We start from the raw sequence: 23,491 nt of genomic DNA, 5'->3' as shown, positions 1-23,491 counted from the left end.
TGGTCTGATGCTTTAAAGGTTAAAAACTGTGCGGAGTAAAATTGTTCTTCCGCGAAGTTCAAATTCATTCTGGGAAATCATATTGGCCGTCATCAGATAAGTACGATAGTTTTTGATATTGGCCAAATTATTCATTTCCAATTCGAAATCCATTTTCCACTTGTTGACCTTGTAGCGCGTAAAAAAGTCTATGAAGGTATAACTTGCATTCTTCATGTTTGTTTGAAAGGTGGCAAGATTGCGCAGGTTTAGCCGCATAAAGCCGTTTTTGAAGGGGCTGGTCGGAAAACCTATATTATGCATCATTGTGGTGGTTTTATTTTGGATCGTATTGTCCAGACCCTGTTGTTTACTCCTGCTCCAATTGAATAGTCCTGAATAGGAAATGTTATAAGATTTAAAGACTTTAGCTTCTATACTGGGTTGAAATAGATAGCTCATACTTCGAATAGGGACTAGGGCATTGTTTAACAATTGATTGTATTTGAAGTGAGAAATGCTTGCTTTTAGTTTGAGGGTACTTGCCAGGGGGAAAATATATTTATCAAACCCGATCTGAGAAGACCAGCGCTCCTGAAGGTTATCCATATTGACCAAGATATTTTCGGTGATGTTATTTTTTATAACGGAAGATAATATCGTGTTGGAAAGCGATCTTGAATAGCTAATACCAGCATTTGCAAATAATACTTTTAGGGTACGGGCTAAGTTATAATTGAGATTAAATGTATGTTTTTTTGATTCATTTAGCGCTGCATTATTTTGGCTGAGCATTCTATAGTTCCGTAATACTGCACCACGGTATATATCTTCTATGTTGCCAATGTCCTGCGCAAATTGATAGTTAAATTGAAGATAGTCTTCTTGAGAAACCTGCCATCTCGCTTTTAAATTAGGATTGATCAGCACAGAATTTTTGGAAGTGGACAGCTGATGACTGACGTCTTCATAATGCGTAAATAAATAGGTGACCGGGATGTCGAGCTGGGTTTCAAACCGATTTGTTTTCCATGAATATTGAGGAGTAATAAATGCTTGGGACCTGCTCCAATGCAGATCATTACGGGTATTATCGCCCAATGTTCGAATATGTTGATCATTATCCGCTATTGCAAGGAGCGAGTTGAAGTGTTGGCGATCTGTATTGAAGCCAATTTGATAGTATTGCTTGATTCTGCCTTTATTGAAGCGATAACCTGTACTGATCTCCGTAAAAAAGGAAGGAACTTCAATTTGCTGGCGACTACTTTTATAGGGAATGCTATCGTTGAGTATTTCTGGAAAAACCCCAGGATAGATCTGTAAAGTCTGTGGTTTATTACCATAATTTAAAGACCAGTTGATTGCAATAATGTCATTGTTTTTAAGTTGGGGTATATAGCTGAACAAGTTGCTGAATCCCTTGATGTGGTGTTTTTGGAACTGCTCGATCTGGCCTGAAGAGTTTGCCAACAATGCTGTTATATCTTTTTTTTCATACTCAAATGACAAGGCATTACTCGCATATTTCTTTTCCGTATTGGTGGATGCCGAAAGTCTGGCTGCGCCGAGCCATCGCGCTGTTTTCAGGTGATTTTGCTCATTAAAATAGACGTCGCCATCATCGAGCAGGTATTGTGTGCTTGAGGTATTATTTTGCCTATCGTTGTCGTATAAAACCTGAATATTTGATTTTAGCTGCCAGTGATTCTTAAGGTTATATAGGTTATTGGTGTTTAGCGAACCTGTATTGTTGAAATAATAGTTGCTTTTAGGAATATTTGGACTGCCTGTTGTGCTCGTCGCCAGGAGATTGTTGATGGGCGAGCTGCCAAACTTGGCCAGTAAAGAGGACTGATTGGCGCCGATGATATCTCCGGAAAGATCATTGCCGGTATTATTACCGCTGAGGACATTCAACATCTTAACTTTTTTGTTGAATAGGATTGAGTTCAATTCAGGATCATAGAGATTGGGCGTGCCGACGCCAATTTTGGCCTGCCCAGTGAGTTTTAGCTTTGCTTCCTCTTTGATAACGAGATTTATGGCGACGTCGTCTGTAAACCTTTTATTTTTAAGGACTTTATAATGTTCGTGATTGTCGAGTACCTGAATGTCCTTTACCATTTTATGCGGGATTGTCCGTGTACCTACACCATAGCGATTTTCCAATAGATCGTCACCGTCAATGTAAAGTTTAGAAACGGTTTTGTCCTGGTATTTAATAAGACCCGATTCAGTAACTTCCATACCCGGAAGACGTTTGATTACGTCGCCTATATTTCGATCCTCTTCTTTGGCAAAAGATCCGACGTCGTAAGAGATTGTATCATTTGAACGGCTTACTTTAGGTTTGCTCTTTACAATGACATCTTGTAGTAGATTGGTTTTTGGTACGAGGGCGATCCGAAGATTGGATGTCTGCGTGCCAAGTTTGAGCTCAAATTTTTCGTAAGTAAGGTGATTGATCTGCAGGTAGAGGCTTGCATAGTCCTTTGTTAATGTAATTGTAAAACGCCCTTCTTTATCTGTCGGTTTGAAAGCGATGATTTTGTTGTCTGAAAGGATGTTGACACTGGCAAAGGGTACGGGATGCTGCATCTTATCCACTTGGACCGTTCCACTAATCGTTTGCTGGGCAAAGGTCATTTGCCCAAGCAAAACGACTATAAATAAACATAAAAATACTTTCATTAAGGCGTCAGCTCTATCGGATTGTTGGTAACTTTTGAAGGTTTGTATTTATCGTCTCTTGAAATATTGAAACTCTTTATTTTTGACGGATCCAAAGCACCAGTAGGGGAGCCTCCTCCGGAGCCGGAACTGGATCTCACTGCAACCATATTTCCCGATGAACCTACACTGATGGTTCTGTTTTTTCCCGATTGGGCTTGCATATAAGCTTGTGGATTGGCCTTAAAGGCTTCCTGAACTTTTTTCACCTCTTCTACAGTACTTACGATGGCGTTTTGCGGCAGGGCCACCGATGTTTTGCCATCCTCAATTTTGTCGAATCCGGCGTAAGCAAAAATCACTTCATTTTTTGTGTCACGGGCATCCAGAATTAGGCCAGGAAGGCCATGAAGTTTCCACGGACCATAGGAAAACGGCAGTTCGGTTGTAAACCAGGCGATATAGGTTCGGCCTTTGAATGTTGTTTTTGCGTTCTGGCAATTGTAGCCACCAATTTCTTTGCGGTCACCCAGTATTTCCCAATCTTGAATAGGGTAAACCTGTGGAATGGCAAAATTGTCACTGGCAACGCTGACCACTTCGGTCATTTTGTTTTGATTGGCGTCTAATAAATAGGAGGAGCTCGATGGTGTCGAACGAGTAGTAATGTTTAGTGTACCGTCGAAACTGGGGCCCTCCATTTGTTTTTTGACCTCATCTTGCATGCGCTTGGATGAATATGATGTGTAGTAGCTCGCCTGTTGATTCAGGTAAACGACTGTTTCATCGCGTATAAATTGATCCCGTTGGGTACTGTCATTTACATGCTTGAATTCGTAATGTACTTTAGCGATTGCTGGAGTACGCTCTTGTGCAAATAACAGCTGTGTCGCTAAGGATAATAGGAGTGGTAATGAATATTTCATAAATGTATGTTTATATCGTAAATATACGAAATATTCGTAATCATGAAAATTTATTCAAACTTTTCCTTGTAATCCTCCCTAGAGGAGGTTGCTGCAGGTGAAGAAATGTTTGATTTGTTAGCGATTTTTTTGTTAACTATGTTGTATTGTTAGCGATATAAGTTTAGTAGACATGTTTAGGCATATGAGCTATTGTTATCTTTTAAACACAGTCTCACCTGCAATTACTGTCCGTTCTGTTTTTACATTTCGCAGTTGCTCATTCGGGATTTTCAAGATATCCTTTTCGAGGATAACAAAATCGGCATCTTTTCCTACTTCGATACTTCCTCTTTTTTTCTCCTGAAAACAGGAGTATGCCGCCCAGATTGTCATTCCTTTCAAAGCGTCTTCACGGCTTATCGCGTCTTGCATCTGAAATCCGTGGCTAGGATACCCTTTTTTGTCGACACGGGCTACTGCCGCGTGGAAACCATATAAGGGATTGAAATGTTCGACCGGAAAATCACTCCCCAATGCGAGTTTTCCATATTCTTTCAACAGATGCTTATAAGCGTAAGCGCCTTTCATACGTTCTTCACCGAGTCGATCTTTGGCCCAGTACATATCGGAGGTTGCATGTGTGGGTTGTACAGATGGTATGATTTGATACTTTCGAAACTTATCAAAATCTGCAGGCGATATAATTTGGGCGTGCTCGATTCGCCATCTACGATCGCCATTATTATGGAGGTATTTGCCATAAATATCCAATATAATACGATTGGCCGAATCGCCTATCGCATGGGTATTTGCCTGAAACTTACTTTCGGCAATCTGTTTGATCATTGCTTCGTATTCTTGAGGGCTATGGAGGAGAAAGCCGTGGGTGGGTGCATCATGGTAATGCGCAAGGAGGCATGCACCACGGGATCCCAATGCGCCATCGGCGAGCAGTTTAAATCCTTTGATCTCGAAACGGTCTGTTTCATAGAAACCCTGATCGATAAATGACTTTATATTTTGGGGATTGCCTAGGATCATGGCATAATCTCTAATTTTCAACTGCCCTTCCCGATAGTATTTCTTTAGCAGATCGAGTCTTTCTTTTGATAAACCTGCGTCTACAATGGAGGTAAGGCCAACGGAAAGGAGAGAGTCTTGCGTCCGCTTGAGCATTCTTAAATATTCTTTTTCACTCGGAACCGGAATTTTCTTATTGACAAGATCCATTGCATTGTCGATCAAGAGACCATTGGGAGTATCATTAGTCCCGCCGACCACACCGCCGCGAATGATGGGGATACTCATTAATTTTGCCCATTCGAGCGCTTTGGAGTTCGCAACCGCCGCATGATAATCTACACGCATGAGGTAGACGGGGATATCCGGGAAAGCTGTGTCGAGTAGATCCTTGGTTGGGAAAGTTTTATCTTTCCAGCGATTTTGGTCCCAGCCACCACCGATCAGCCAAGTTTTGTGCGGATTTTTTTGTTGGTAGTTTTTGACACGTTGAATAACCTCCTCGAAAGAATCGGCGCCGTTTAGATCGACTTGATCCATTAGTTCGGCTTCGTCAAATAAATGCGCATGGGCATCGTAGAATCCCGGATAAATGGCCTTCCCCTGTGCGTCAATTTTTTCTACTGCTTTGTACTTTCGCTGTATTTCTTCATCGGAACCGATGGCAATAAACTTACCATCTTTGACTGCAAAAGCATGTGCTGTACTAAAAGCCGAATCTACAGTATATACTTGCGCATGATAAACAATAAGGTCCACTTTCGTTTGCGGTGAACATGATATGATCGTCAAGCAGAATAAAAAAATGATTATTGGGAAGGTTTTCATAACCTAAAAATAGGAAAAAGCTTTTAATAAACTAAAACTAGACTTGGGGCTAGGTCTGCTGGATATGCGGACTTGAGGTTTTGGCTGATCGAATTGCTTTACGTGAAGCGCCTATGCTGGGTTGCCGCATATTGTTCGGACAGGGGACCATCAGTAAAGTTATGAAAGGGGACGTGCAGGAAAAGTAAGGAAAATACGAATTATCCAATAGACAAAAAAGGCTATCCAAATAACTTGGACAGCCTTTTTAATTCAAAAATCAAAATACGTGATTAACAGTACTCGTCAAATGCTGCAACTAAATTGTCAGCAATCATTTGTGCCGGGCGACCTTCAATCATATGTCTTTCAATCATGTGTACCAATTTCCCGTCTTTAAATAAAGCCATTGCTGGTGAAGATGGAGGGTAAGGCAACATGTAGTTACGTGCAGTGTTTACTGCATCAGTTTCCATACCTGCGAAAACAGTCACCAATTTGGCTGGGTGTTTTTCGTTTTTTACAGCAGCTTTTGCAGCTGGACGTGCATTTGCAGCAGCGCAACCACAAACAGAGTTTACAACCACAAAAACAGTTCCTTCTGATGCGATAGCCTGATCAACTGCTTCAGGTGTTTTTAATTCTTCGAATCCCGCATCAACTAACTCTTGACGCATTGGAGTTACTAAATATTCTGGATACATTATTTCTTAAGTAAAATGTTAATATTCTATTTTAATTGTGTCTATAAAGCTTTCTGTCGCCGGGCAAGTATACTTACTCCGCATAAACAATAAGCTATATTTTATTCCTACAAATATAGCTGTAAAAGGCTGCTTCGTCAAGACACTTGTCTCAAATCAATGTCAGAAAATCTTTTACAGCATGAAGTCCATTTTCAAGACGTTGGTCGCCGAGCCCCGAAATAAGATGATAATTCGCACTAATGGCGTTCAATTCGCTTTTCCAGATCTCCATGAAATGTTCACGCTGTTCGGGAAAATCCCGTAGTGGGTCATCCTGCCAGGGTAGATCGATATCCATCAGCAGATAAAGGTCATAAACATGTTGTTGAATTTTATCGGTGACTTCCTGTGGAGTATGACCGAAAAGATGATCTGACCAAATTTTGACCGTAAGGAAGGTGGTGTCACAGATGAGGAGCTGTCCTTGTGCTAAAGGGACCAGCGCTTCCTCCAAAGCGACCTGTCCATAAAACATATTGACTTCGTCCTGTAAGGTATATTTATTGTTGAGGCTTTGGCAATAATAACGTGAATATTCGGGCACGCATACCGTCTGAAATTCCTTCGCAAGAAATTGTGCCATCGTTGATTTTCCGGTGGACTCGGGGCCAACAACGGCAATTTTTATGAAATCTTTTCCCACATCGATCGTTTTGATAGGCAATATTACGCAAAATTTTTATAGGTTTTCTGCCAATCGCGATAGCCATTCCAAGCAATGAGTGTGAAAACAAGGTAGAGTACTGCGGTCAGCATAAGGTCTTTGTGTATATAGAGCGGGATATAACAAATATCCACAAATACCCATAAGAGCCAGTTTTGAAGCACTTTGCGTGTCATCAGAAATTGAGCAACAAAACTTACGGACGTGCAGAAAGCGTCAATATAAGGAACATCGGAATTTGTCTTGCTATCGAGGAGATAACCGATTGACAGTGTCAGGACGAGGATTGCCAGGAGGCAAAGGAGCAACTGCCCCTTGCTGGCTTTGACGATGGGTTTCTTTTTTTCCTCTTTTCGTTTTATCCAATAATACCAGCCATAAACAGCAGTAGACAGAAAGTAGAATTGCAGTACAGTATCTCCGTATAGTTTGGCATCATAAAACAGAATAGCATAGGACGCCACGCTGATGATACTAATCGGCCAGTTCCATATATTTTGCTTAGCGGCCAAATAGACGCAAAGAAAGCCTGTCAGGGTACCTAACCATTCGAGCCAAGAGGTCTGGGCAAATTGACGTGCAATCTGCTGAAAAAATTCATGCATGTGGTGTATTAAAAATTACACCCTAAATATACAAAGTCTGCCTTATAGTCAATTATTGAACCTGTTTATTAGCGCAATTGGTACTGGCAAAAGACTCGGGCTTGGCCTTAAAAACAAATCCCATACCCATAATATAGCCCATGGCTTCTTTCAGGGCAACATTTGACTGGAAATTTGGATTGGTGTTGATGTCGGCGTGGACTTCGAGGTCTACTTTGTGTTTTTCGAGGAGGGGGCAGAGTTGATAGGCTATATCGATGGATTTTTGGACTTCGAGTAGCATCCTTTCTTTAATGCTCATTCGGTGGTGCCTTTTGTCCCGTTGGATAAACATAAATCCACCTTTATGTTCCCGGAGAAAGACGATGACTGTTGCGAAGTCGATGATGCCTCTCTTGACTTGGGAATCGGTGCCGATATAAACCTTGAGCTTATTCCCTAGGGCATCTTCTCGTTTAATGACTTCTTCAACAGCATCGAAAATCGTGGAGCGAATGGATTCGCCATTGTATTTTTGCCATCTCATAGCGATATAAATTAGATATAAAAAAATTAAACTTCATCATTGACATAAATTTACTGAATTTCAATGAGCTAAGTGTTAATTTAGTTTTAAATAATTTATCCACATTAATGGTGTTTTACACCATAGGCCAGGTCTCCGGCATCACCGAGCCCAGGTACAATATAGGCTTTTGAGGTCAGTTCGTGGTCGACGTCACCAACCCAGATATGCGCCGTGGGTACAAAAGCCTGAACGTGGTTTAGTCCTTCTTCGGATGCAATGGCCGCAACAATGTGTAATTCTTTGATATCATATTCGGCCAGTAGATCCTTACAGCATAAAACAAGGCTCTTTCCTGTGGCCAGCATGGGGTCTACAATGATTACTGTACGGTTGTCTAAGTTTGGTGTATTGACATATTCCTTATGAATTTCAAACTCACCGCTCTTTTTTGTATGCCGATAGGCCGCAATGAAGGTGTTGTCGGCCTGATCAAATACGTTTAAAAGTCCCTGATGAAAGGGAAGGCCCGCTCTCAGAATTGTTGCGAGCACGGGTTGTTCCATCAAGAGATGGGTTTTGGCCACACCTAACGGAGTTTCAACTTCAACAGGTTTGTAGGCCATCGTCTTGCTGATTTCATAAGCGAAAATTTCACCTAATCGTTCCAGATTCCGACGAAAGCGCATGCGATCCTGTTGAATGCTGATATCTCTCAGCTCGGCAATAAAATGATTTGCAATGCTATTTTGGGTAGATAGAATAGTGACCATGGCGTGTGTGCTAGTTCAATTAAACTAAAGATAATAAATAATCAATTGAAAGTAATAACATCTATGGTATTATTATAGTTTGCGCTAAAATGGTAAAATTTTTAGTAAATTTGTGTAAGACCGTAGGAGGATATGGCCTGGACCACAGGTCGAAAAATCCTCTTTTTTGCAGATTGAAACCATCGGATCACAAAAGCTGTTTTTGAGCCTACGGCTCAAGCAATTCGTGGTGCAATGTTTGCTGGAAAAGGCCTGAATAGTTTTCTTTAAGAAATAGGAAGTATATGAAATTTGAATTGACATCGGAGTACAAACCCACAGGCGATCAGCCAGAAGCAATTAAGCAGTTGGTTGCAGGTGTAGAGCAGGCAGAGCAATACCAGACGCTTTTGGGGGTAACGGGATCGGGTAAGACCTTTACTGTTGCCAATGTGATTCAGGAAACACAAAAGCCAACATTGATTTTAAGCCATAATAAAACATTGGCGGCTCAGTTGTACGGTGAATTCAAGCAGTTCTTTCCCAATAATTCGGTCAACTATTTTGTATCTTATTATGATTATTATCAACCCGAAGCTTTTATTGCTTCGACGAATACCTACATCGAGAAGGATTTAGCGATTAACGAAGAAATCGAGAAGTTGCGTTTGGCAACCACGTCGTCATTGATGTCGGGGCGGCGTGATATCGTAGTCGTTTCTTCGGTATCCTGTATCTACGGTATGGGAAATCCGGAGGATTTCTCCCGGTCTATTTTTCGTTTTGGTGTCGGTATGACTGTCACAAGAAATGCTTTCCTGCATAAATTGGTGGAGATCTTATATTCACGTACCACCACAGAGTTTAAACGGGGTACTTTTCGTGTTAAAGGTGATACGGTGGATATCTATCCCGCCTATTTGGATTTTGCAATTCGCGTTTCCTTTTTTGGTGATGAAATTGATGAACTGAGTGAAATCGACCCTGTTTCAGGAAAAACGCTCAACAAGATGGAAGATCTTGCTCTTTTTCCGGCGAATCTCTTCGTCACACCGAAGGAAAAATTCAAAGAATCGATCTGGGCTATTCAAGATGAATTGATGCAACGGAAAACGCAACTGGAAGAGGAAGGCTTAATGCTTGAAGCGAAGCGTTTGGAAGAGCGGGTCAATTATGATTTGGAAATGATGCGTGAACTGGGCTATTGCTCGGGAATTGAAAATTATTCCCGCTTTTTCGATGGTAGACAACCGGGGATGCGTCCGTTCTGTTTGCTGGATTATTTTCCGGAGGATTACCTGTTGGTCATCGATGAAAGCCACGTGACCTTACCGCAATTGCGTGCGATGTATGGCGGAGATCGATCGCGAAAAGTTTCCTTGGTGGAACATGGATTTAGGTTACCCGCTGCAATGGATAATAGGCCACTGAACTTTCCGGAGTTTGAATCCCTGACGAATCAGACAATCTATGTATCGGCGACTCCGGGCGATTACGAACTGCAACAGACCGAAGGTGTTGTCGTTGAGCAGGTCATTCGTCCAACAGGACTTCTGGATCCGATTATTGAAGTGCGGCCAGCGATCAATCAGGTGGATGACTTATTGGAGGAAGTGGATAAGACCATCAAAGAAGGAGGACGTATTTTGGCTACTACATTGACCAAACGCATGGCCGAAGAACTTTCCAAATATATGACCAAGCTGAACTTAAAAGTCCGTTATATACACTCCGAAATTAAAACCTTGGAGCGGGTGGAAATCTTACGGGGTCTTCGCTTGGGTGAATTTGATATCCTGGTCGGGGTGAACTTACTCCGTGAGGGGCTTGATTTACCTGAGGTCACGCTTGTTGCTATTCTCGATGCAGATAAGGAAGGCTTTCTGCGTTCCGAACGATCGCTTATCCAGACGATTGGTCGTGCCGCCAGAAATGATAAGGGAAAAGTAATCATGTATGCGGATAAAATGACCGATAGCATGCGTGTTACGATAGACGAGACCAATCGTCGTCGAGACAAGCAGATGAAATATAACTTGGAACATGGCATTACACCGCGTACAGTCGGCAAAACAAGAGAGGAGATCTTAGAGCAGACTTCTGTTGCTGATTTCTCGGGTATTGAACCTAAAATTTATGTTGAACCTGATCCGTCGCAGGCCATTGCAGCTGATCCAGTGATGCAGTATCTCAGTGAGAAGGATCTGAAGAAAGCGATCGATAACGTACGGAAGAAAATGGATAAAGCAGCAAAAGAAATGGACTTCTTGGAAGCAGCGAAATACCGTGATGAAATGTTCTCCTTGGAGAAGCTCTATGAAGAGCGATTCCCATGGTAAAGGAAGGCGGTTTGTTAATATGTATTAATTATTGTTAATCAATATTAAGATTTGTTAAACAACGCTAAATAGCGTTTAAATTAAGATTCCGCCGTGCATATTTGTGGCAATTGTAAATAAATTGACCACATATGAAACATTTAATCTGCAGTATAATACTGTTTTCTGTGTTTTCCACAGCATGCTGCCAAAGTAAAATTTCCTACGGTATAAACGCAGGGTACACAAATGCCGGATCATTGGTATCCAATAAACGAACGCACAGTTATAGCTTCCGAAGCATTTCGGGTGTTACAGCAGGGCTTTTTCTTGAAATACCGCTCGTTGGTGGACTCTCTATTCAGCCTGAAGTAAACTTTACCCAAAATGGTATGGAGGCAAAGCATGCTCTTGAAAATAACTGGACAACATACCGAAGAAATGCGATCGATCTTCCTTTAAACATAGCTTATAATATTACGGTTGGAGAAGGTCGGATTTATCTTGCTGCTAGTCCCTATTATGGTATACAGATGTCTGTGAATAATAATGATGGAAAATTTTACGATGCAACGACCAATCCTTCAGACTATGGTTTGGGTTTTAACTTAGGTTACAAATGGAATGGGGGCTATGGTTTCTTCATTGGCTCTAATTATGGGATGAAGGATATGAGCGTCAATGAAAATGTAAAACTCTATAACCGTACGTTCAATGTTGGCTTACGATTTGACCTCCATCAGATACTGAAAAAATAGCAACTAATATAACTTTAACGGGAAGCAGCACTCCATCAATTATATCGCCTCAGAAAGAACCTGTTTTTTTTAAAGCGTTATCATCGGATTTGCTGCTTTTTTGTAAGCTCAAGTTTTATGTTTTCATCTTCAGGTCATTTGTACTGATCTCTGAGATCTGTATTGACCTCTGGGATCTATTCTAATTCTTTTCCTTTCTTTCACATCGGATGTCTCCTGATCCATTGGAATCGACCTTATTTCATGAGTTTTTCAATTGAATTATATTGTTCAATTGTTAACATATTTTGCGTAAATCAAATTCTTCTCAGTAAATTAGTGCTCAAATCTAAACTAAAACATACTAAAAAATGAAAAAGCCAATTCTCGTTGTCAAATTTGGATCGGCTTCTATTACCACGAAAGAGGGAGAAGTTGATGAACGTATTGTTTTGGAGATCGCTAGGCAGATTGCTTCCTTACAAAAGAAATACAATATTGTCTTGGTCTCTTCAGGTGCTGTTGCTGCCGGTAAACGTTTTCTGCCCAGTTATACGGGGACGTTATCCGAACGAAAGGCCGCTGCTGCAATTGGGAACCCCATATTGATTAATACTTATTCAACTTATTTCCGACCGTTTAAAATTTCATTGGCGCAAAGTTTATGCGAGCGACATCATTTTTCCAATCGGGATCAATTTCTACAATTAAAAAATACCTACGAGGAATTGTGGCGGAACAATGTTATTCCAATCGCAAATGAAAATGATGTGGTGAGTAATAAAGAACTGAAGTTTTCAGATAATGATGAGCTGGCAACCTTGATTGCTGTTGGTTTTGGGGCCGAAAAGTTATTGTTTAGCACTTCCGTCCCCGGTGTGTTGGATGCAAACAACAAGATTATACCGCAAATTGAAACCATCGATCGGGATATCTTAGGTTTGGCAAGGAAGGACAAATCTTCAGTGGGATTGGGGGGAATGACTTCGAAATTGAACTTTGCCCGATTGGCCAATCAGATGGGGATCGCTGTTGTCATTTTTAGTATGCAAACCGAAGAGGCGATCCAAAAAGCGGTTAAGCACGAGACTGGCACATTGTGTCTGGCTCAAAGTAAGAAGATCTCTTCCCGCAAGAAATGGCTTGCGAGTGGAAGTTTGATAAAAGGGGAATTGATGGTTGACCGTGGAGCGGAGGAAGCATTATTGAAGCACAAAAGTTTACTAGCCGTGGGGGTAACCCGTATCGTTGAACATTTTGAAAAAGGAGAAGTGTTAAATATCGTCAATCTAGAAGGCTTAACCGTTGCCGTTGCCCGGGCGAAGATGGATTCATCTGCTTTGTCCCAAACCAGTAAAAAAAATGTAGAAATTGCACATGCAAATGATATCGTATTGTTATGAGTGAATCCATCGTAAAACAACTTCAGGCGGCGGCCAAAGCAAAACAAATTTTGCAACAACTGGCTCCTGATACCAAAATAGCTATTTTAAATGCCATCGCAGATGGTCTTGTCACACATACTGCGGATATATTACAAGCCAATAAGATTGATTTGGATCGTATGTCTGATGACGACCCCAAAAAGGATCGTCTTTTGCTCAATAGCGATCGTCTAAAAGGTTTGGCAGACAGTGTTAAGCAGATCGCTCAGTTAGCGGATCCAACAGATCAGCTATTACTAAAAAAGATATTACCGAATGGATTGGAGATCGAGAAAATTACGGTGCCGCTCGGTGTCGTGGGGGTAATCTATGAATCGCGGCCCAATGTGACGATAGATGTTGCTGCATTATGTATTCAATCGGGTAACGTTTGTCTATTGCGCGGCGGTTCTGATGCATTACACACTAACGAAGCGTTATTGACAGTGATCCATAATATTTTGGAACTGCATGGTATTGCAACAACTATTGTGCAACTGTTGCCTGTTGAGAGGAAGCATGTTTTGGAATTATTGGAGGCTACCGAATATGTTGATATTATCATACCACGTGGCTCACAGTCGTTGATTGATTATGTCAGGGAGCACGCTAAGGTGCCTGTCATTGAAACAGGAGCGGGAGTATGCCATACTTATGTGGACCGTACAGCAGATTTGGATATGGCAGCTAAAATTGTTGCTAATGCTAAAATTTCCAGGCCATCGGTGTGTAATTCTTTAGATACTGTTTTGGTCGATCGCGCTATTGCTCCCGAGTTTCTACGGAAATTGAAAACTTATTTTGAAGATGCTCAGGTGGAAATTTTCGCGGATTCTACGGCTTATGAGGTACTGCAGGGTGAAAGTTTTTCAAATTTAAAGCACGCAGAAGAAGAGGATTTTGGAAGAGAATTTTTAGATTTGAAGTGTTCAATAAAGACGGTTGGGAGTTTAGATGAAGCGTTGGAGCATATTGCAAAATATTCCTCTAAACATTCGGAATGTATTGTTTCCTCTAACGAACTCCATATTGAACAATTTTTAAATACAGTGGATGCAGCTGCGGTGTATGCCAATGCGTCAACACGATTTACGGATGGTGGTGAGTTTGGCTTGGGGGCAGAAATCGGTATCTCTACCCAAAAGTTACATGCCCGCGGACCATTTGCATTGGAAAAATTGGTAACAGAGAAATGGATTGTCCGTGGAAATGGACAGATCAGATAAGCATAGATCATGGGATTAAGTTTTAAAAAAGATGTATTGATGAATTGGATCGAAGAAATTGGTAAATTTCTTCGCATTTGGACAGAAGGCCATGATGCCTTTACGGAGCCGACTGATCCAGCAGTGTTTGAAGATGCTTATGAGAAATTCTTCGAAAAGAGTAGGGCCTATTTTTTAAATCTTTCCGAAAGCGAGCTTTCGGCATATCTCAAAACAGATCTTCAAATACAGCAACTACATCCATTGGCTTTAACCTTTTTGTTTGACGGTTTGAATGCTACAGATGGTAATCAGGAGAATTTACTTCGCAAAGCAAAGTTTATTTTGAATCTGGCGATGGCCGAAACGGCGAGCTTTGCCTTTCAGGATTATCAATATCTTGCCATGATCGATAACAAGTTGAAGAGCCTTTAAATTTAAAAAGCTGTCAGTCATGCAATGCCACAAAAAAGTTAGACACTTTTTGGGTTCATAGCATGACTGACAGCTTAGCGCAGAATCTCGCGGGCGATCACCAGACGTTGGATTTCAGAGGTCCCCTCATAGATTTGTGTGATTTTTGCGTCGCGCATTAACCTTTCGACGTGATATTCTTTTACGTAACCATAGCCACCGTGGATCTGTACAGCTTCTACGGTGTGTTTCATGGCGACTTCCGATGCATGTAGTTTGGCCATGGCAGCTTCTTTACCGTAAGGAAGTCCCTGGTCTTTCGTCCAGGCAGCTTTATACGTCAAAAGTCGAGCTGCCTCGATATCGACTTCCATATCGGCCAATTTAAACTGTATGGCCTGATGGTCCGAAATTGGTTTTCCAAAGGTCTTTCGCTCTTTTGAGTAAGCCAAAGCGAGATCATAAGCACCGGCAGCAATTCCTAAGGCCTGTGCTGCAATGCCGATACGACCGCCATCGAGTGTTTTCATGGCAAATTTAAACCCGAAGCCATCTTCTCCGATGCGGTTTTCCTTAGGAACCTGAACATCGGAAAATAGGAGTGAATGGGTATCAGAACTGCGGATACCCAATTTGTTTTCTTTAGGACCAATGGTAAATCCCGTCAGCCCTTTTTCAACGATCAATACATTGATTCCTTTGTGGCCTTTTTCAGGATGTGTCTGTGCAACGACAAGGTAGATATCGGCATGGCCACCGTTGGTGATCCAATTTTTTGTGCCATTTAGTAGATAGTGATCTCCTTTATCTTCGGCGGTTGTGTGTTGCGAGGAGGCGTCCGAACCGGCTTCAGGTTCTGATAACGCAAAAGCGCCAAGTTTCTCGCCCTTCGCTAAAGGAACTAGGTACTTTTGTTTTTGCTCCTCTGTACCAAAAGCATTGAGTCCATATAATACCAGGGAATTGTGGGCGGATACAATAACGGCCGCAGAGGCATCAATTTTGGCAATTTCTTCGAGAACAAGAACATAGGCCAACGTATCCATGCCAGCTCCACCATAAGCTTCGGGGGTCATGATACCCATAAATCCTAATTCGGCCATCTGCTTGACAAAATCTGTTGGAAATTTTGCGGCTTCATCGCGCTCGATTGCCCCAGCCTTTAGCTCCTGGGCGAATTCCCGCGCTGCGTCGCGGATCATTTTATGTTCTTCGCTTAATTCAAAATTCATGGCATTTCAGTTTTTTTGGTTCGTCAGTTACCAAGCCGATAACTTATATATCTAATAAGGTTTGCTGTCAAAAAGTTTTCTCCCAACTCACAATCATTTTATGAGATTGGTGTATCACCATACTCAAATATACAAAATATATATTATGCAAGCATAGTAATTAGGCAAATTACTTTTTATACTACTTTAGTTAATCATAATAAACTTTTTGGTGAATAATGGGCTGGATAGGGCATCTAGTCTCGTTTAATCTGGAGACGTATTTGCAGAGGGAAGTCAACCTCTCCATGGGATAAACATAAAGGATCATGTTGATTTTCCATTTTGTTTATAGGTGTAAAATCCTTACTTTCAATTGGATTAAGTTTAGTTTTTTCATCTTAATTTAAAAAATTGAAGAATTACTTGTTTGCTAAATTTAATCTACTATATTTGTAGACTATATGATTTAAACACATTTAAAAAATAAGATTATGAGTTTAAGATTAGGGGATGAAGCGCCAAATTTTAAAGCGCAAACAACCATTGGTGAAATAGACTTTCACGATTATATCAAAGATAGCTGGGTCGTTTTCTTTTCGCACCCATCAGATTATACGCCGGTATGTACAACAGAGTTGGGCCGTACTGCAAAATTGAAATCTGAATTTGACAAGAGAGGTGTGAAGGCCATTGCGCTAAGCGTCGATAATGTAAACGATCACTTGAATTGGATTAAGGATATCAATGAAACGCAAAATACCGAAGTGAATTTCCCGGTTATCGCTGATGAAGATCATCATGTATCCGAATTGTACGATATGATCCATCCAAATGCTTCCGCAACAGTGACCGTACGTTCCGTATTTATTATTGGCCCTGACAAAAAGATCAAATTGACGTTGACTTATCCAGCATCAACAGGTCGTAATTTTGATGAAATCTTACGAGTCATTGATTCTTTACAGTTAACAGCCGATTATCAAGTGGCTACGCCTGCTGACTGGAAGCATGGTGAAGATGTTATTGTTGTTCCAGCGATAAAGACAGAAGATATTCCTGCTAAATTTCCAAAAGGGTTTAAGGAGATCAAACCGTATTTGAGGACGACGCCACAACCTAATCTGTAAGGATTAGGCTTGTATTAAGGGATAAAAAAAGGCAACGTTGGGAAAACGTTGCCTTTTTTTATAAGTTATAAATGCGTCCTAATAGACTTTAACCATGTAGATATAGTCTTGCATTTTCTTGATTTGTTCTGTTCTTGGTAAACCTGCCAAGCTATTCTTTTTGTTGATCTTAAGACCAGTAACCAGTGAATCACTTGGGATGTCCGCTAAAGCATTCAAGATTGATTTCGTTTTGATTGCAAAGGCGGCACCATCGATGCCACGTTGTTTTCCGGAAATAATACCAATCACATTACCTCTGCTATCCAATACCGGACCGCCACTGTTACCTGGATTGACAGGCACGGAGATCTGATAAGCGATGGTATCGCCGGCATAACCTGTTGATGAGCTTAGGTATCCCTGACCATATACTGCTTCGTCACGAGGAAAGCCGATCGTATAAATATCTTCGCCAAGATCTGAAGTCGATGTTTTGAATGTATAAGGTAAGCTTTTAGCTTTCTTAAAGGTCTTATCTGCAATGTATAAAATAGCCAAGTCTTTGCTTGGATCGGTATGTACGATTTGTGCTTTATACGATTCGCCCTTACTATTTTGTAAATAGATCGAATCAGCCCCACTGATGACATGGTAGTTGGTGACGACATAGCCATCTGTTGTCAACATAAATCCTGTTGCGCCAAACTGGCTTTCGGTACCTTTTACTGATTTTTTGTCATTGATATCCCTGATTGCAGCGTTGTGAGCGTTGACGTTCTTTTTGACATTGTTCATGTCTCTACGTAATGCACTGTAATCGGAAGAAGCTTTCTCGAGGTTGCTGTAATAACCGCTCAGCCATAATGTGCCAAATACTGCAAATACCGCTACCACTGCAGCCACCAAAGAACTTGCTTTGATGCGTTCCCAAAGTGAAATTACCGTTGATTGTTTTATAGGAACGACCTTTGCGGGTTTGTTTTGGGTTTTATGGTATTCTTTTGCTGATTGCGCTAATGCATTTTTGAAATCCAGCCGTTGACTAGTTTCTTTCATATTGGCAACAAATTCCCGGTGTTGTTGTAATTGGGCAGCATAGGAGGGCTGATCAGCACAAAAAGATTCAAATGCAGCATTTTCTTCGGCCGATAATTCGCCGCGAAGATACTGGTCTGCTAATTCGAAAAATTCTTTTTGATTCATTGTTCCCATGGTGTTACACTAGTTTTAATCTGTTGAAAAAAATATTTTTTTCAGCCGTTGTAGGCATTTATACTTCTGAGTCTTGGCATTATCTGTATTGGTATAACCAAATTTTTCACAGATGTCCTGCATCGAATGGTTTAAGATGTAGAAATCATGTAAGATTGTCTTACAAGGTTCTCCCATTTTCTCTAAGGCAAGCTCCATTTGATCGAACTTTTTTTCAAGTTCTTGATGCTGTTGAAGATCTTCTTCCTCAAATAAGGAATCTTCATAACCGCGAATGTCACTATTGCCAAAACCAGCACGATTGAGTTGCTTAAGCCAAAGCCTTCTGCAAATCGAGTAAAGATATGTTTTTAGTTTGCTGCTGAGCTCAAAGTTCCCTTTGGAAACTTTATCGTAGAGCACAATGACAGCTTCTTGAAAAATATCTTTCGCTTCGTCCTCACTTCCATTGTTTTGCAAGATCATATGGCTTATAGACGGATAGTACCGCTTATAGATAGCATCTATCGCCAAGCTGTTGCCGTCTTTGATGCCTTCAATGATTTGCTCATCATTTTCTAGCAGGACTGATTTACTGAATTTACTCACCTATTAATACCTTAATGCTTAAATTGTAACCCTTTGAAAAATAAAATTCTTCGAAATATTTTCAAACGTAAACTTTTATTTGTTTAAAGCGAAATCTATCCCCAAAAATAAGGCTTATTCCTTGAAACCGAAAGCATTTGTTTTTTATTGAAATCAGCTGCTTTTGGGAGGAAATAGTGATTTTTCGCCGCCTCTATTTTTTATGTTTTTGCTTTGTTTTATGTACAATTCTCGAAAGAAGATCTTATGGGACGATTTTAACGTTCTATATGATCTTTTTTTGTATCGAAAAAGTTTCGCAATCGAGTGCTTTAATAATCTGCTTGTTATTACTGCAAAATGAAGTTACATTTGATTTCCTGGACTAAATTGCTTAATTACATTATGTTAAGAAACTCTGTTATTTTTTCAACGATTCTAGCCTCATTGCTGTCGCTGGACACTACCGTTGCGATAGGGCAAACGATTACGCCATCTATCGACGGTTTCCAGTATGGAGCTGCAGTGGCTCCAAAAGGGAATGAATGGGAATCGCCTCAATTATTATCACTTAATAAGGAGTTGCCACATGCTTCGTTCTTCTCCTTTCAGAACGTAGAAAGTGCAAGAAAAGTACTTCCCGAGCATAGTAACTATTGGCTTTCGCTCAATGGATCTTGGAAGTTTAACTGGGTAAAGACTCCGGAAGAGCGACCAAAGGACTTTTATGATCCTAGTTATAATGTTGGTGCCTGGGAATCTGTTCCAGTCCCGATGAGCTGGAATATTTATGGTATACAGAAGGATGGAAGCCTAAAATATGGTGTACCTATTTATACCAACCAACGTGTGATCTTTCATCATCAAGTAAAGGTCGATGATTGGCGCGGTGGAGTCATGCGAACACCAGCCCAAGATTGGACAACTTATGTCTACCGTAATGAAGTGGGATCGTACCGACGCAATTTTACAGTACCTACTGATTGGGACGGTCGTGAGGTATTTATCAATTTTGATGGTGTAGACTCCTTTTTCTACCTGTGGATAAATGGCAAATATGTCGGATTTTCAAAAAATTCAAGAAACGTCGCTTCTTTCAATATCTCACCTTACTTAAAAAAGGGTGCTGAAAATGTGTTGGCTGTTGAAGTTTACCGCAGTTCGGACGCTTCCTTTTTGGAAGACCAGGATATGTTTAGATTGCCCGGGATATTTCGGGATGTTTCTCTGACTTCAACGCCAAAAGTTCAGATTCGCGATTTAGCGGCTATTCCAGACTTGGATAGCAATTACGAAAATGGTTCGTTAAAAATTACGAGTACTGTACGCAATCTAGGGAATAAGAAGGCTGAAGGGTATAAAGTTGTTTATTCACTTTATAAAAATAAGCTATACAGTGACGAGAATACCCTTGTTGACCAGACAGAAGCCTCTTCTGCTGTGCCAACCCTGGATGATCAAGTTTCCAATAGCATCGCAGCAACGTTGAACGTTAAAAATCCAGATAAATGGTCTGCCGAATTACCATATCGGTATACTTTGGTAGCTGAATTGAAGGATAAAAAGAACAAAACCATAGAGACTATTTCTACCTACGTTGGATTTAGAAAGGTTGAGATTAAAGACACCAAGGCTGCTGATGATGAATTTGGCTTGGCCGGACGTTATTATTATGTCAATGGCAAGACGGTGAAACTGAAAGGTGTCAACCGTCATGAGACCAATCCTGAACATGGTAAGGTAGTGACCAGAGAGCAGATGGAAGCTGAGGTGAAATTGATGAAACGGGCGAATATCAACCATGTCCGGAATTCGCACTATCCAGAACCTGCTTATTGGTATTATTTATGCGATAAATATGGAATTTATCTTGAAGATGAAGCCAATATCGAAAGTCATGAGTATTATTATGGCAAAGAGTCTCTTTCTCATGTTCCTGAATGGAAAAATGCCCATGTAGCCCGTAATATCGAGATGGTGCATTCGACCATCAACCATCCGGCTGTTGTGATCTGGTCTTTAGGAAACGAAGCCGGTCCGGGTGATAATTTCGTGGCCGCCTATCAGGCTATCAAGAAAATTGATACGTCACGACCTGTTCAATACGAGCGTAACAATACAATCGTTGATATGGGGTCCAACCAATATCCTTCGATAGACTGGGTAAGAGGAGCGGTAAAAGGTACCTACAAATTGAAATATCCATTTCATATTTCGGAATATTCACATTCCATGGGGAATGCCGTTGGTAACCTTATAGATTATTGGGAAGCCATCGAATCGACCAACTTTTTTATGGGCGGTGCCATCTGGGATTGGATTGATCAGGCCATGTATTATTATGATAAAAAGACCGGCGAACGCTTCTTAGCCTATGGTGGCGACTTTGGAGACAAACCCAATGATGGAACCTTTGTCAATAACGGGTTGATCTTTGCCGATATGAAACCTAAGCCACAGTATTATGAGGTAAAGAAAGTGTACCAAAATGCCGGTGTAAAAGCTGTTGATATTCAACAAGGGAAAATTGAGCTTTTCAATAAAAATTATTTTAAGGATCTATCCGATTATCAGGTTCAATGGTCGCTATATAAAAATGGGGTAGAGGTGGAAAATAGCACGGGTACAATCAGTGCAACAGATTTGCCTAAGGCGCGCCAACGCAAGCAGCTTGTATTGCCGATAAATTATGCGCAGTTAGATGCGGGATCGGAGTATTTTGTAAAAGTACAGTTTATTCTCAATACGGATCGACCTTGGGCAGCCAAAGGTTTTGTACAAATGGAGGAACAACTGTTTGTAAAAGCGGCTGAAAATAAACCGTTGATTTCATCTGTGGCACACGGAGAGGCTGCGTTGCTTTCCAAAGAAGGTGATTTGCAGGTGGTGAAAGGACAACAGTTTACTGCCAAATTTGATAATAAGACAGGGTCGCTATATAACTTAATCTATGCTGGTAAACAGATCATTCGCGATGGTGAAGGACCCAAATTAGATGCACTACGTGCTCCGGTTGACAATGACAACTGGGCTTACCAACAATGGTTTGAAAAAGGATTGCATAACCTGAAACATAAGGTTTTGTCTTCAAACAGTTATACCAAGAAGGATGGAACAGTTGTATTGGCGTTTACGATTGAATCACAAGCTCCATATGGTGCGTCTTTGTTGGGGGGAACTTCGGGAACGTATACCCTTAAAGAGCATACAGATAAGCCTTTTGGTAAGGATGATTTTAAATTTACAAGCAATCAGATCTGGACAATCTATAAGGATGGCTCTATTGAATTGTCGTCAAGTATTACATCCAATAATGCGAGTGTCGTGTTAGCTCGATTGGGCTATTCTTTGCAATTACCGGCTGAATATAGCAACTATAGTTATTATGGCCGCGGACCGATCAACAATTATGCTGATCGCAAGACTGCTCAATTTATTGAATTGCACAAAAGCACCGTAAAAGATCAGTTTGTGCCATGGCCTAATCCGCAAAATATGAGCAATAACGAGGATGTGCGCTGGACAGCATTAACAAACAATAATGGTCAAGGAGCTATCTTTGTTGCAAAAAATCATTTAGCAACTTCCGCTTTGGAATATAGTGAGCTCGAACTGACGTTTGCACCGCACCCTTATCAATTGCCAAAAAGTTCAGGTGTACATCTGCATCTAGATGCGGCGGTAACAGGATTGGGCGGTAATAGCTGTGGACAAGGGCCACCGTTGGAAAAAGACCGTGTGAAAGCAGTGCCAACGTCTATGGGCTTTATTATCCGACCGATTCAGAATAATGATATGATGGAGAAGGCTCAGGTAGCGACTGCAGGCGATGCGCCAATTTCTTTGGCAAGAAGTTCAAACGGTGAAGTTTCTATTTTGTCAGGTAATGAGAATGAACCTGTTGTATACAGTTTGAACAATGCGAAAGCAAGCGTCTACAAAGCGCCTTTTGATTTACGCGCCGGCGGTACAGTAACGGCTTGGTATCAGCATAATGAAAAATTAAAGGTAACACAGCAATACACTAAAATCGAAACTATTCCAATGGAAGTTGTTTTTGCTTCAAGTCAAGAGACTGGCGAAGGTGATGCTAAGAACCTTTTGGATGGAGATCCTTCCTCGATTTGGCATACGATGTATTCGGTTACCGTAGCACAGTATCCACATTGGGTTGATTTTGATGCTGGAAGTAGCAAAACAATCAAGGGCTTCACTTTTCTGCCAAGACAGGATGGACCCAATGGTGATATCAAGGATTATAAGATTCAGGTGAGTAAAGATGGGAAGAACTGGGAAGATGTGATGTCAGGATCTTTTGAACGGAATAAAAAACTAAAAACTGTTCGATTCGAAACGCCTGTTAAAGGACGTTATATCCGTTTTACAGGACTTAACTCACAGCGTGGTGACGACTATGCTTCCGGAGCTGAATTTGCTGTTATAGCTGAATAATTTGCTTTATATCGCATATTGAGCCAGCACCTGTCACAGGTGCTGGCTTTTTTGTTAGCGACCCTATGCTATGTTCAAATAGCGATTGACAGAAACGATTGATTGTCTAGCCTAAACAGGTAAGATAGAATCTTGAGCGATAATTTTGCAAACATATTACAAAGAATGTTCGCGCACTTC

The 23,491-nt window shown here is 41.0% G+C and carries 18 protein-coding genes; 7 read left to right on the top strand and 11 right to left on the bottom strand.

Annotated elements, in window-relative coordinates:
• Nucleotides 1-12 precede the first annotated feature (12 nt).
• The 8 genes from HS960_RS17745 to upp all read right to left on the bottom strand — a co-directional run bounded on the left by HS960_RS17745 (nt 13) and on the right by upp (nt 8,680).
• Entirely contained in the window at nt 13-2,673 is a 2,661-nt protein-coding gene (locus HS960_RS17745; RefSeq protein WP_153847517.1) for a peptidase associated/transthyretin-like domain-containing protein, read from the bottom strand.
• Nucleotides 2,673-3,578, bottom strand: coding sequence for a GLPGLI family protein (locus HS960_RS17740; RefSeq protein ID WP_153847516.1), 906 nt, complete (start codon nt 3,576-3,578; stop codon nt 2,673-2,675). The genes HS960_RS17745 and HS960_RS17740 overlap by 1 nt, the downstream gene beginning before the upstream one ends.
• 195 nt (nt 3,579-3,773) lie before the next feature.
• The gene (locus HS960_RS17735) at nt 3,774-5,339 is read right to left on the bottom strand and encodes an amidohydrolase (RefSeq protein WP_227550291.1); all 1,566 of its coding nucleotides are present in this window, start codon (nt 5,337-5,339) and stop codon (nt 3,774-3,776) included.
• Between the two features lie 341 nt (nt 5,340-5,680).
• A complete protein-coding gene (locus tag HS960_RS17730; RefSeq protein ID WP_070563263.1) occupies nt 5,681-6,091 on the bottom strand; it encodes a BrxA/BrxB family bacilliredoxin in 411 nt (136 codons plus the stop codon).
• Between the two features lie 151 nt (nt 6,092-6,242).
• Entirely contained in the window at nt 6,243-6,776 is a 534-nt protein-coding gene (locus HS960_RS17725; protein WP_153847514.1) for an AAA family ATPase, read from the bottom strand.
• 23 nt (nt 6,777-6,799) lie between these two features.
• Complete coding sequence (gene pnuC / locus HS960_RS17720; RefSeq protein WP_075990952.1) at nt 6,800-7,402, bottom strand: nicotinamide riboside transporter PnuC; 603 nt, start codon at nt 7,400-7,402, stop codon at nt 6,800-6,802.
• Between the two features lie 52 nt (nt 7,403-7,454).
• Nucleotides 7,455-7,928 carry a ribonuclease H-like YkuK family protein gene (locus tag HS960_RS17715; protein WP_046672303.1) on the bottom strand — a complete coding sequence of 158 codons (474 nt, stop codon included), beginning with the start codon at nt 7,926-7,928 and terminating at the stop codon, nt 7,455-7,457.
• Between the two features lie 104 nt (nt 7,929-8,032).
• On the bottom strand, nt 8,033-8,680 hold the full coding sequence (gene upp, locus HS960_RS17710; protein ID WP_153847513.1) for a uracil phosphoribosyltransferase: 648 nt from the start codon (nt 8,678-8,680) through the stop codon (nt 8,033-8,035).
• 284 nt (nt 8,681-8,964) lie between these two features.
• On the opposite strand from upp, the gene uvrB reads away from it, so the two are divergent.
• The 5 genes from uvrB (at nt 8,965) to HS960_RS17685 (ending at nt 14,778) form a co-directional block, all read left to right on the top strand.
• Nucleotides 8,965-10,998, top strand: coding sequence for an excinuclease ABC subunit UvrB (gene uvrB / locus HS960_RS17705; protein WP_182330275.1), 2,034 nt, complete (start codon nt 8,965-8,967; stop codon nt 10,996-10,998).
• 131 nt (nt 10,999-11,129) lie between these two features.
• A complete protein-coding gene (locus HS960_RS17700) occupies nt 11,130-11,735 on the top strand; it encodes a porin family protein (protein WP_153847511.1) in 606 nt (201 codons plus the stop codon).
• 350 nt (nt 11,736-12,085) lie between these two features.
• Complete coding sequence (proB, locus tag HS960_RS17695; RefSeq protein WP_046672306.1) at nt 12,086-13,117, top strand: glutamate 5-kinase; 1,032 nt, start codon at nt 12,086-12,088, stop codon at nt 13,115-13,117.
• Nucleotides 13,114-14,364, top strand: a complete 1,251-nt coding sequence (locus HS960_RS17690; protein WP_159730694.1) for a glutamate-5-semialdehyde dehydrogenase — start codon at nt 13,114-13,116, stop codon at nt 14,362-14,364. Before proB ends, HS960_RS17690 begins: the two co-directional genes overlap by 4 nt.
• Before the next feature lie 39 nt (nt 14,365-14,403).
• Complete coding sequence (locus HS960_RS17685) at nt 14,404-14,778, top strand: hypothetical protein (RefSeq protein WP_228280070.1); 375 nt, start codon at nt 14,404-14,406, stop codon at nt 14,776-14,778.
• Nucleotides 14,779-14,852: 74 nt separating this feature from the next.
• Here HS960_RS17685 and HS960_RS17680 read toward each other — a convergent pair whose 3' ends face one another.
• Entirely contained in the window at nt 14,853-15,989 is a 1,137-nt protein-coding gene (locus tag HS960_RS17680; RefSeq protein ID WP_159730690.1) for an acyl-CoA dehydrogenase, read from the bottom strand.
• A gap of 473 nt (nt 15,990-16,462) precedes the next feature.
• Here HS960_RS17680 and HS960_RS17675 point away from each other — a divergent pair, with 473 nt between their 5' ends.
• On the top strand, nt 16,463-17,098 hold the full coding sequence (locus HS960_RS17675; RefSeq protein ID WP_145331041.1) for a peroxiredoxin: 636 nt from the start codon (nt 16,463-16,465) through the stop codon (nt 17,096-17,098).
• A gap of 78 nt (nt 17,099-17,176) precedes the next feature.
• Here the strand turns inward: HS960_RS17675 and HS960_RS17670 are convergent, their stop codons facing one another.
• Both HS960_RS17670 and HS960_RS17665 read right to left on the bottom strand, forming a co-directional pair.
• Nucleotides 17,177-18,292, bottom strand: coding sequence for a S1 family peptidase (locus HS960_RS17670; RefSeq protein WP_153847507.1), 1,116 nt, complete (start codon nt 18,290-18,292; stop codon nt 17,177-17,179).
• A gap of 15 nt (nt 18,293-18,307) precedes the next feature.
• Nucleotides 18,308-18,880: an RNA polymerase sigma factor gene (locus tag HS960_RS17665; protein WP_075990961.1), complete on the bottom strand. Its 573-nt coding sequence runs from the start codon at nt 18,878-18,880 to the stop codon at nt 18,308-18,310.
• 384 nt (nt 18,881-19,264) lie between these two features.
• Between HS960_RS17665 and HS960_RS17660 the strand changes: the two genes are divergently transcribed.
• Nucleotides 19,265-23,311: a glycoside hydrolase family 2 TIM barrel-domain containing protein gene (locus tag HS960_RS17660; protein ID WP_182330273.1), complete on the top strand. Its 4,047-nt coding sequence runs from the start codon at nt 19,265-19,267 to the stop codon at nt 23,309-23,311.
• Nucleotides 23,312-23,491: the final 180 nt, after the last annotated feature.

The organism is Sphingobacterium paramultivorum, from assembly GCF_014109745.1.
GTDB classification, from domain to species: Bacteria; Bacteroidota; Bacteroidia; order Sphingobacteriales; family Sphingobacteriaceae; genus Sphingobacterium; species Sphingobacterium paramultivorum.
Note: the sequence above shows the minus strand (reverse complement) of the source record. Positions and strands in the feature narration are given on the sequence as shown.

What these genes read in the sequence shown, in the direction of transcription:
- HS960_RS17730 (WP_070563263.1), bottom strand. Translation starts at nt 6,091, where the DNA reads ATGTATCCAGAATATTTAGTAACTCCAATGCGTCAAGAGTTAGTTGAT.
- HS960_RS17700 (WP_153847511.1), top strand. Translation starts at nt 11,130, where the DNA reads ATGAAACATTTAATCTGCAGTATAATACTGTTTTCTGTGTTTTCCACA.
- HS960_RS17685 (WP_228280070.1), top strand. Translation starts at nt 14,404, where the DNA reads ATGAATTGGATCGAAGAAATTGGTAAATTTCTTCGCATTTGGACAGAA.
- HS960_RS17740 (WP_153847516.1), bottom strand. Translation starts at nt 3,578, where the DNA reads ATGAAATATTCATTACCACTCCTATTATCCTTAGCGACACAGCTGTTA.
- proB (WP_046672306.1), top strand. Translation starts at nt 12,086, where the DNA reads ATGAAAAAGCCAATTCTCGTTGTCAAATTTGGATCGGCTTCTATTACC.
- uvrB (WP_182330275.1), top strand. Translation starts at nt 8,965, where the DNA reads ATGAAATTTGAATTGACATCGGAGTACAAACCCACAGGCGATCAGCCA.
- upp (WP_153847513.1), bottom strand. Translation starts at nt 8,680, where the DNA reads ATGGTCACTATTCTATCTACCCAAAATAGCATTGCAAATCATTTTATT.
- HS960_RS17745 (WP_153847517.1), bottom strand. Translation starts at nt 2,673, where the DNA reads ATGAAAGTATTTTTATGTTTATTTATAGTCGTTTTGCTTGGGCAAATG.
- HS960_RS17670 (WP_153847507.1), bottom strand. Translation starts at nt 18,292, where the DNA reads ATGGGAACAATGAATCAAAAAGAATTTTTCGAATTAGCAGACCAGTAT.
- pnuC (WP_075990952.1), bottom strand. Translation starts at nt 7,402, where the DNA reads ATGCATGAATTTTTTCAGCAGATTGCACGTCAATTTGCCCAGACCTCT.
- HS960_RS17680 (WP_159730690.1), bottom strand. Translation starts at nt 15,989, where the DNA reads ATGAATTTTGAATTAAGCGAAGAACATAAAATGATCCGCGACGCAGCG.
- HS960_RS17715 (WP_046672303.1), bottom strand. Translation starts at nt 7,928, where the DNA reads ATGAGATGGCAAAAATACAATGGCGAATCCATTCGCTCCACGATTTTC.
- HS960_RS17660 (WP_182330273.1), top strand. Translation starts at nt 19,265, where the DNA reads ATGTTAAGAAACTCTGTTATTTTTTCAACGATTCTAGCCTCATTGCTG.
- HS960_RS17690 (WP_159730694.1), top strand. Translation starts at nt 13,114, where the DNA reads ATGAGTGAATCCATCGTAAAACAACTTCAGGCGGCGGCCAAAGCAAAA.
- HS960_RS17675 (WP_145331041.1), top strand. Translation starts at nt 16,463, where the DNA reads ATGAGTTTAAGATTAGGGGATGAAGCGCCAAATTTTAAAGCGCAAACA.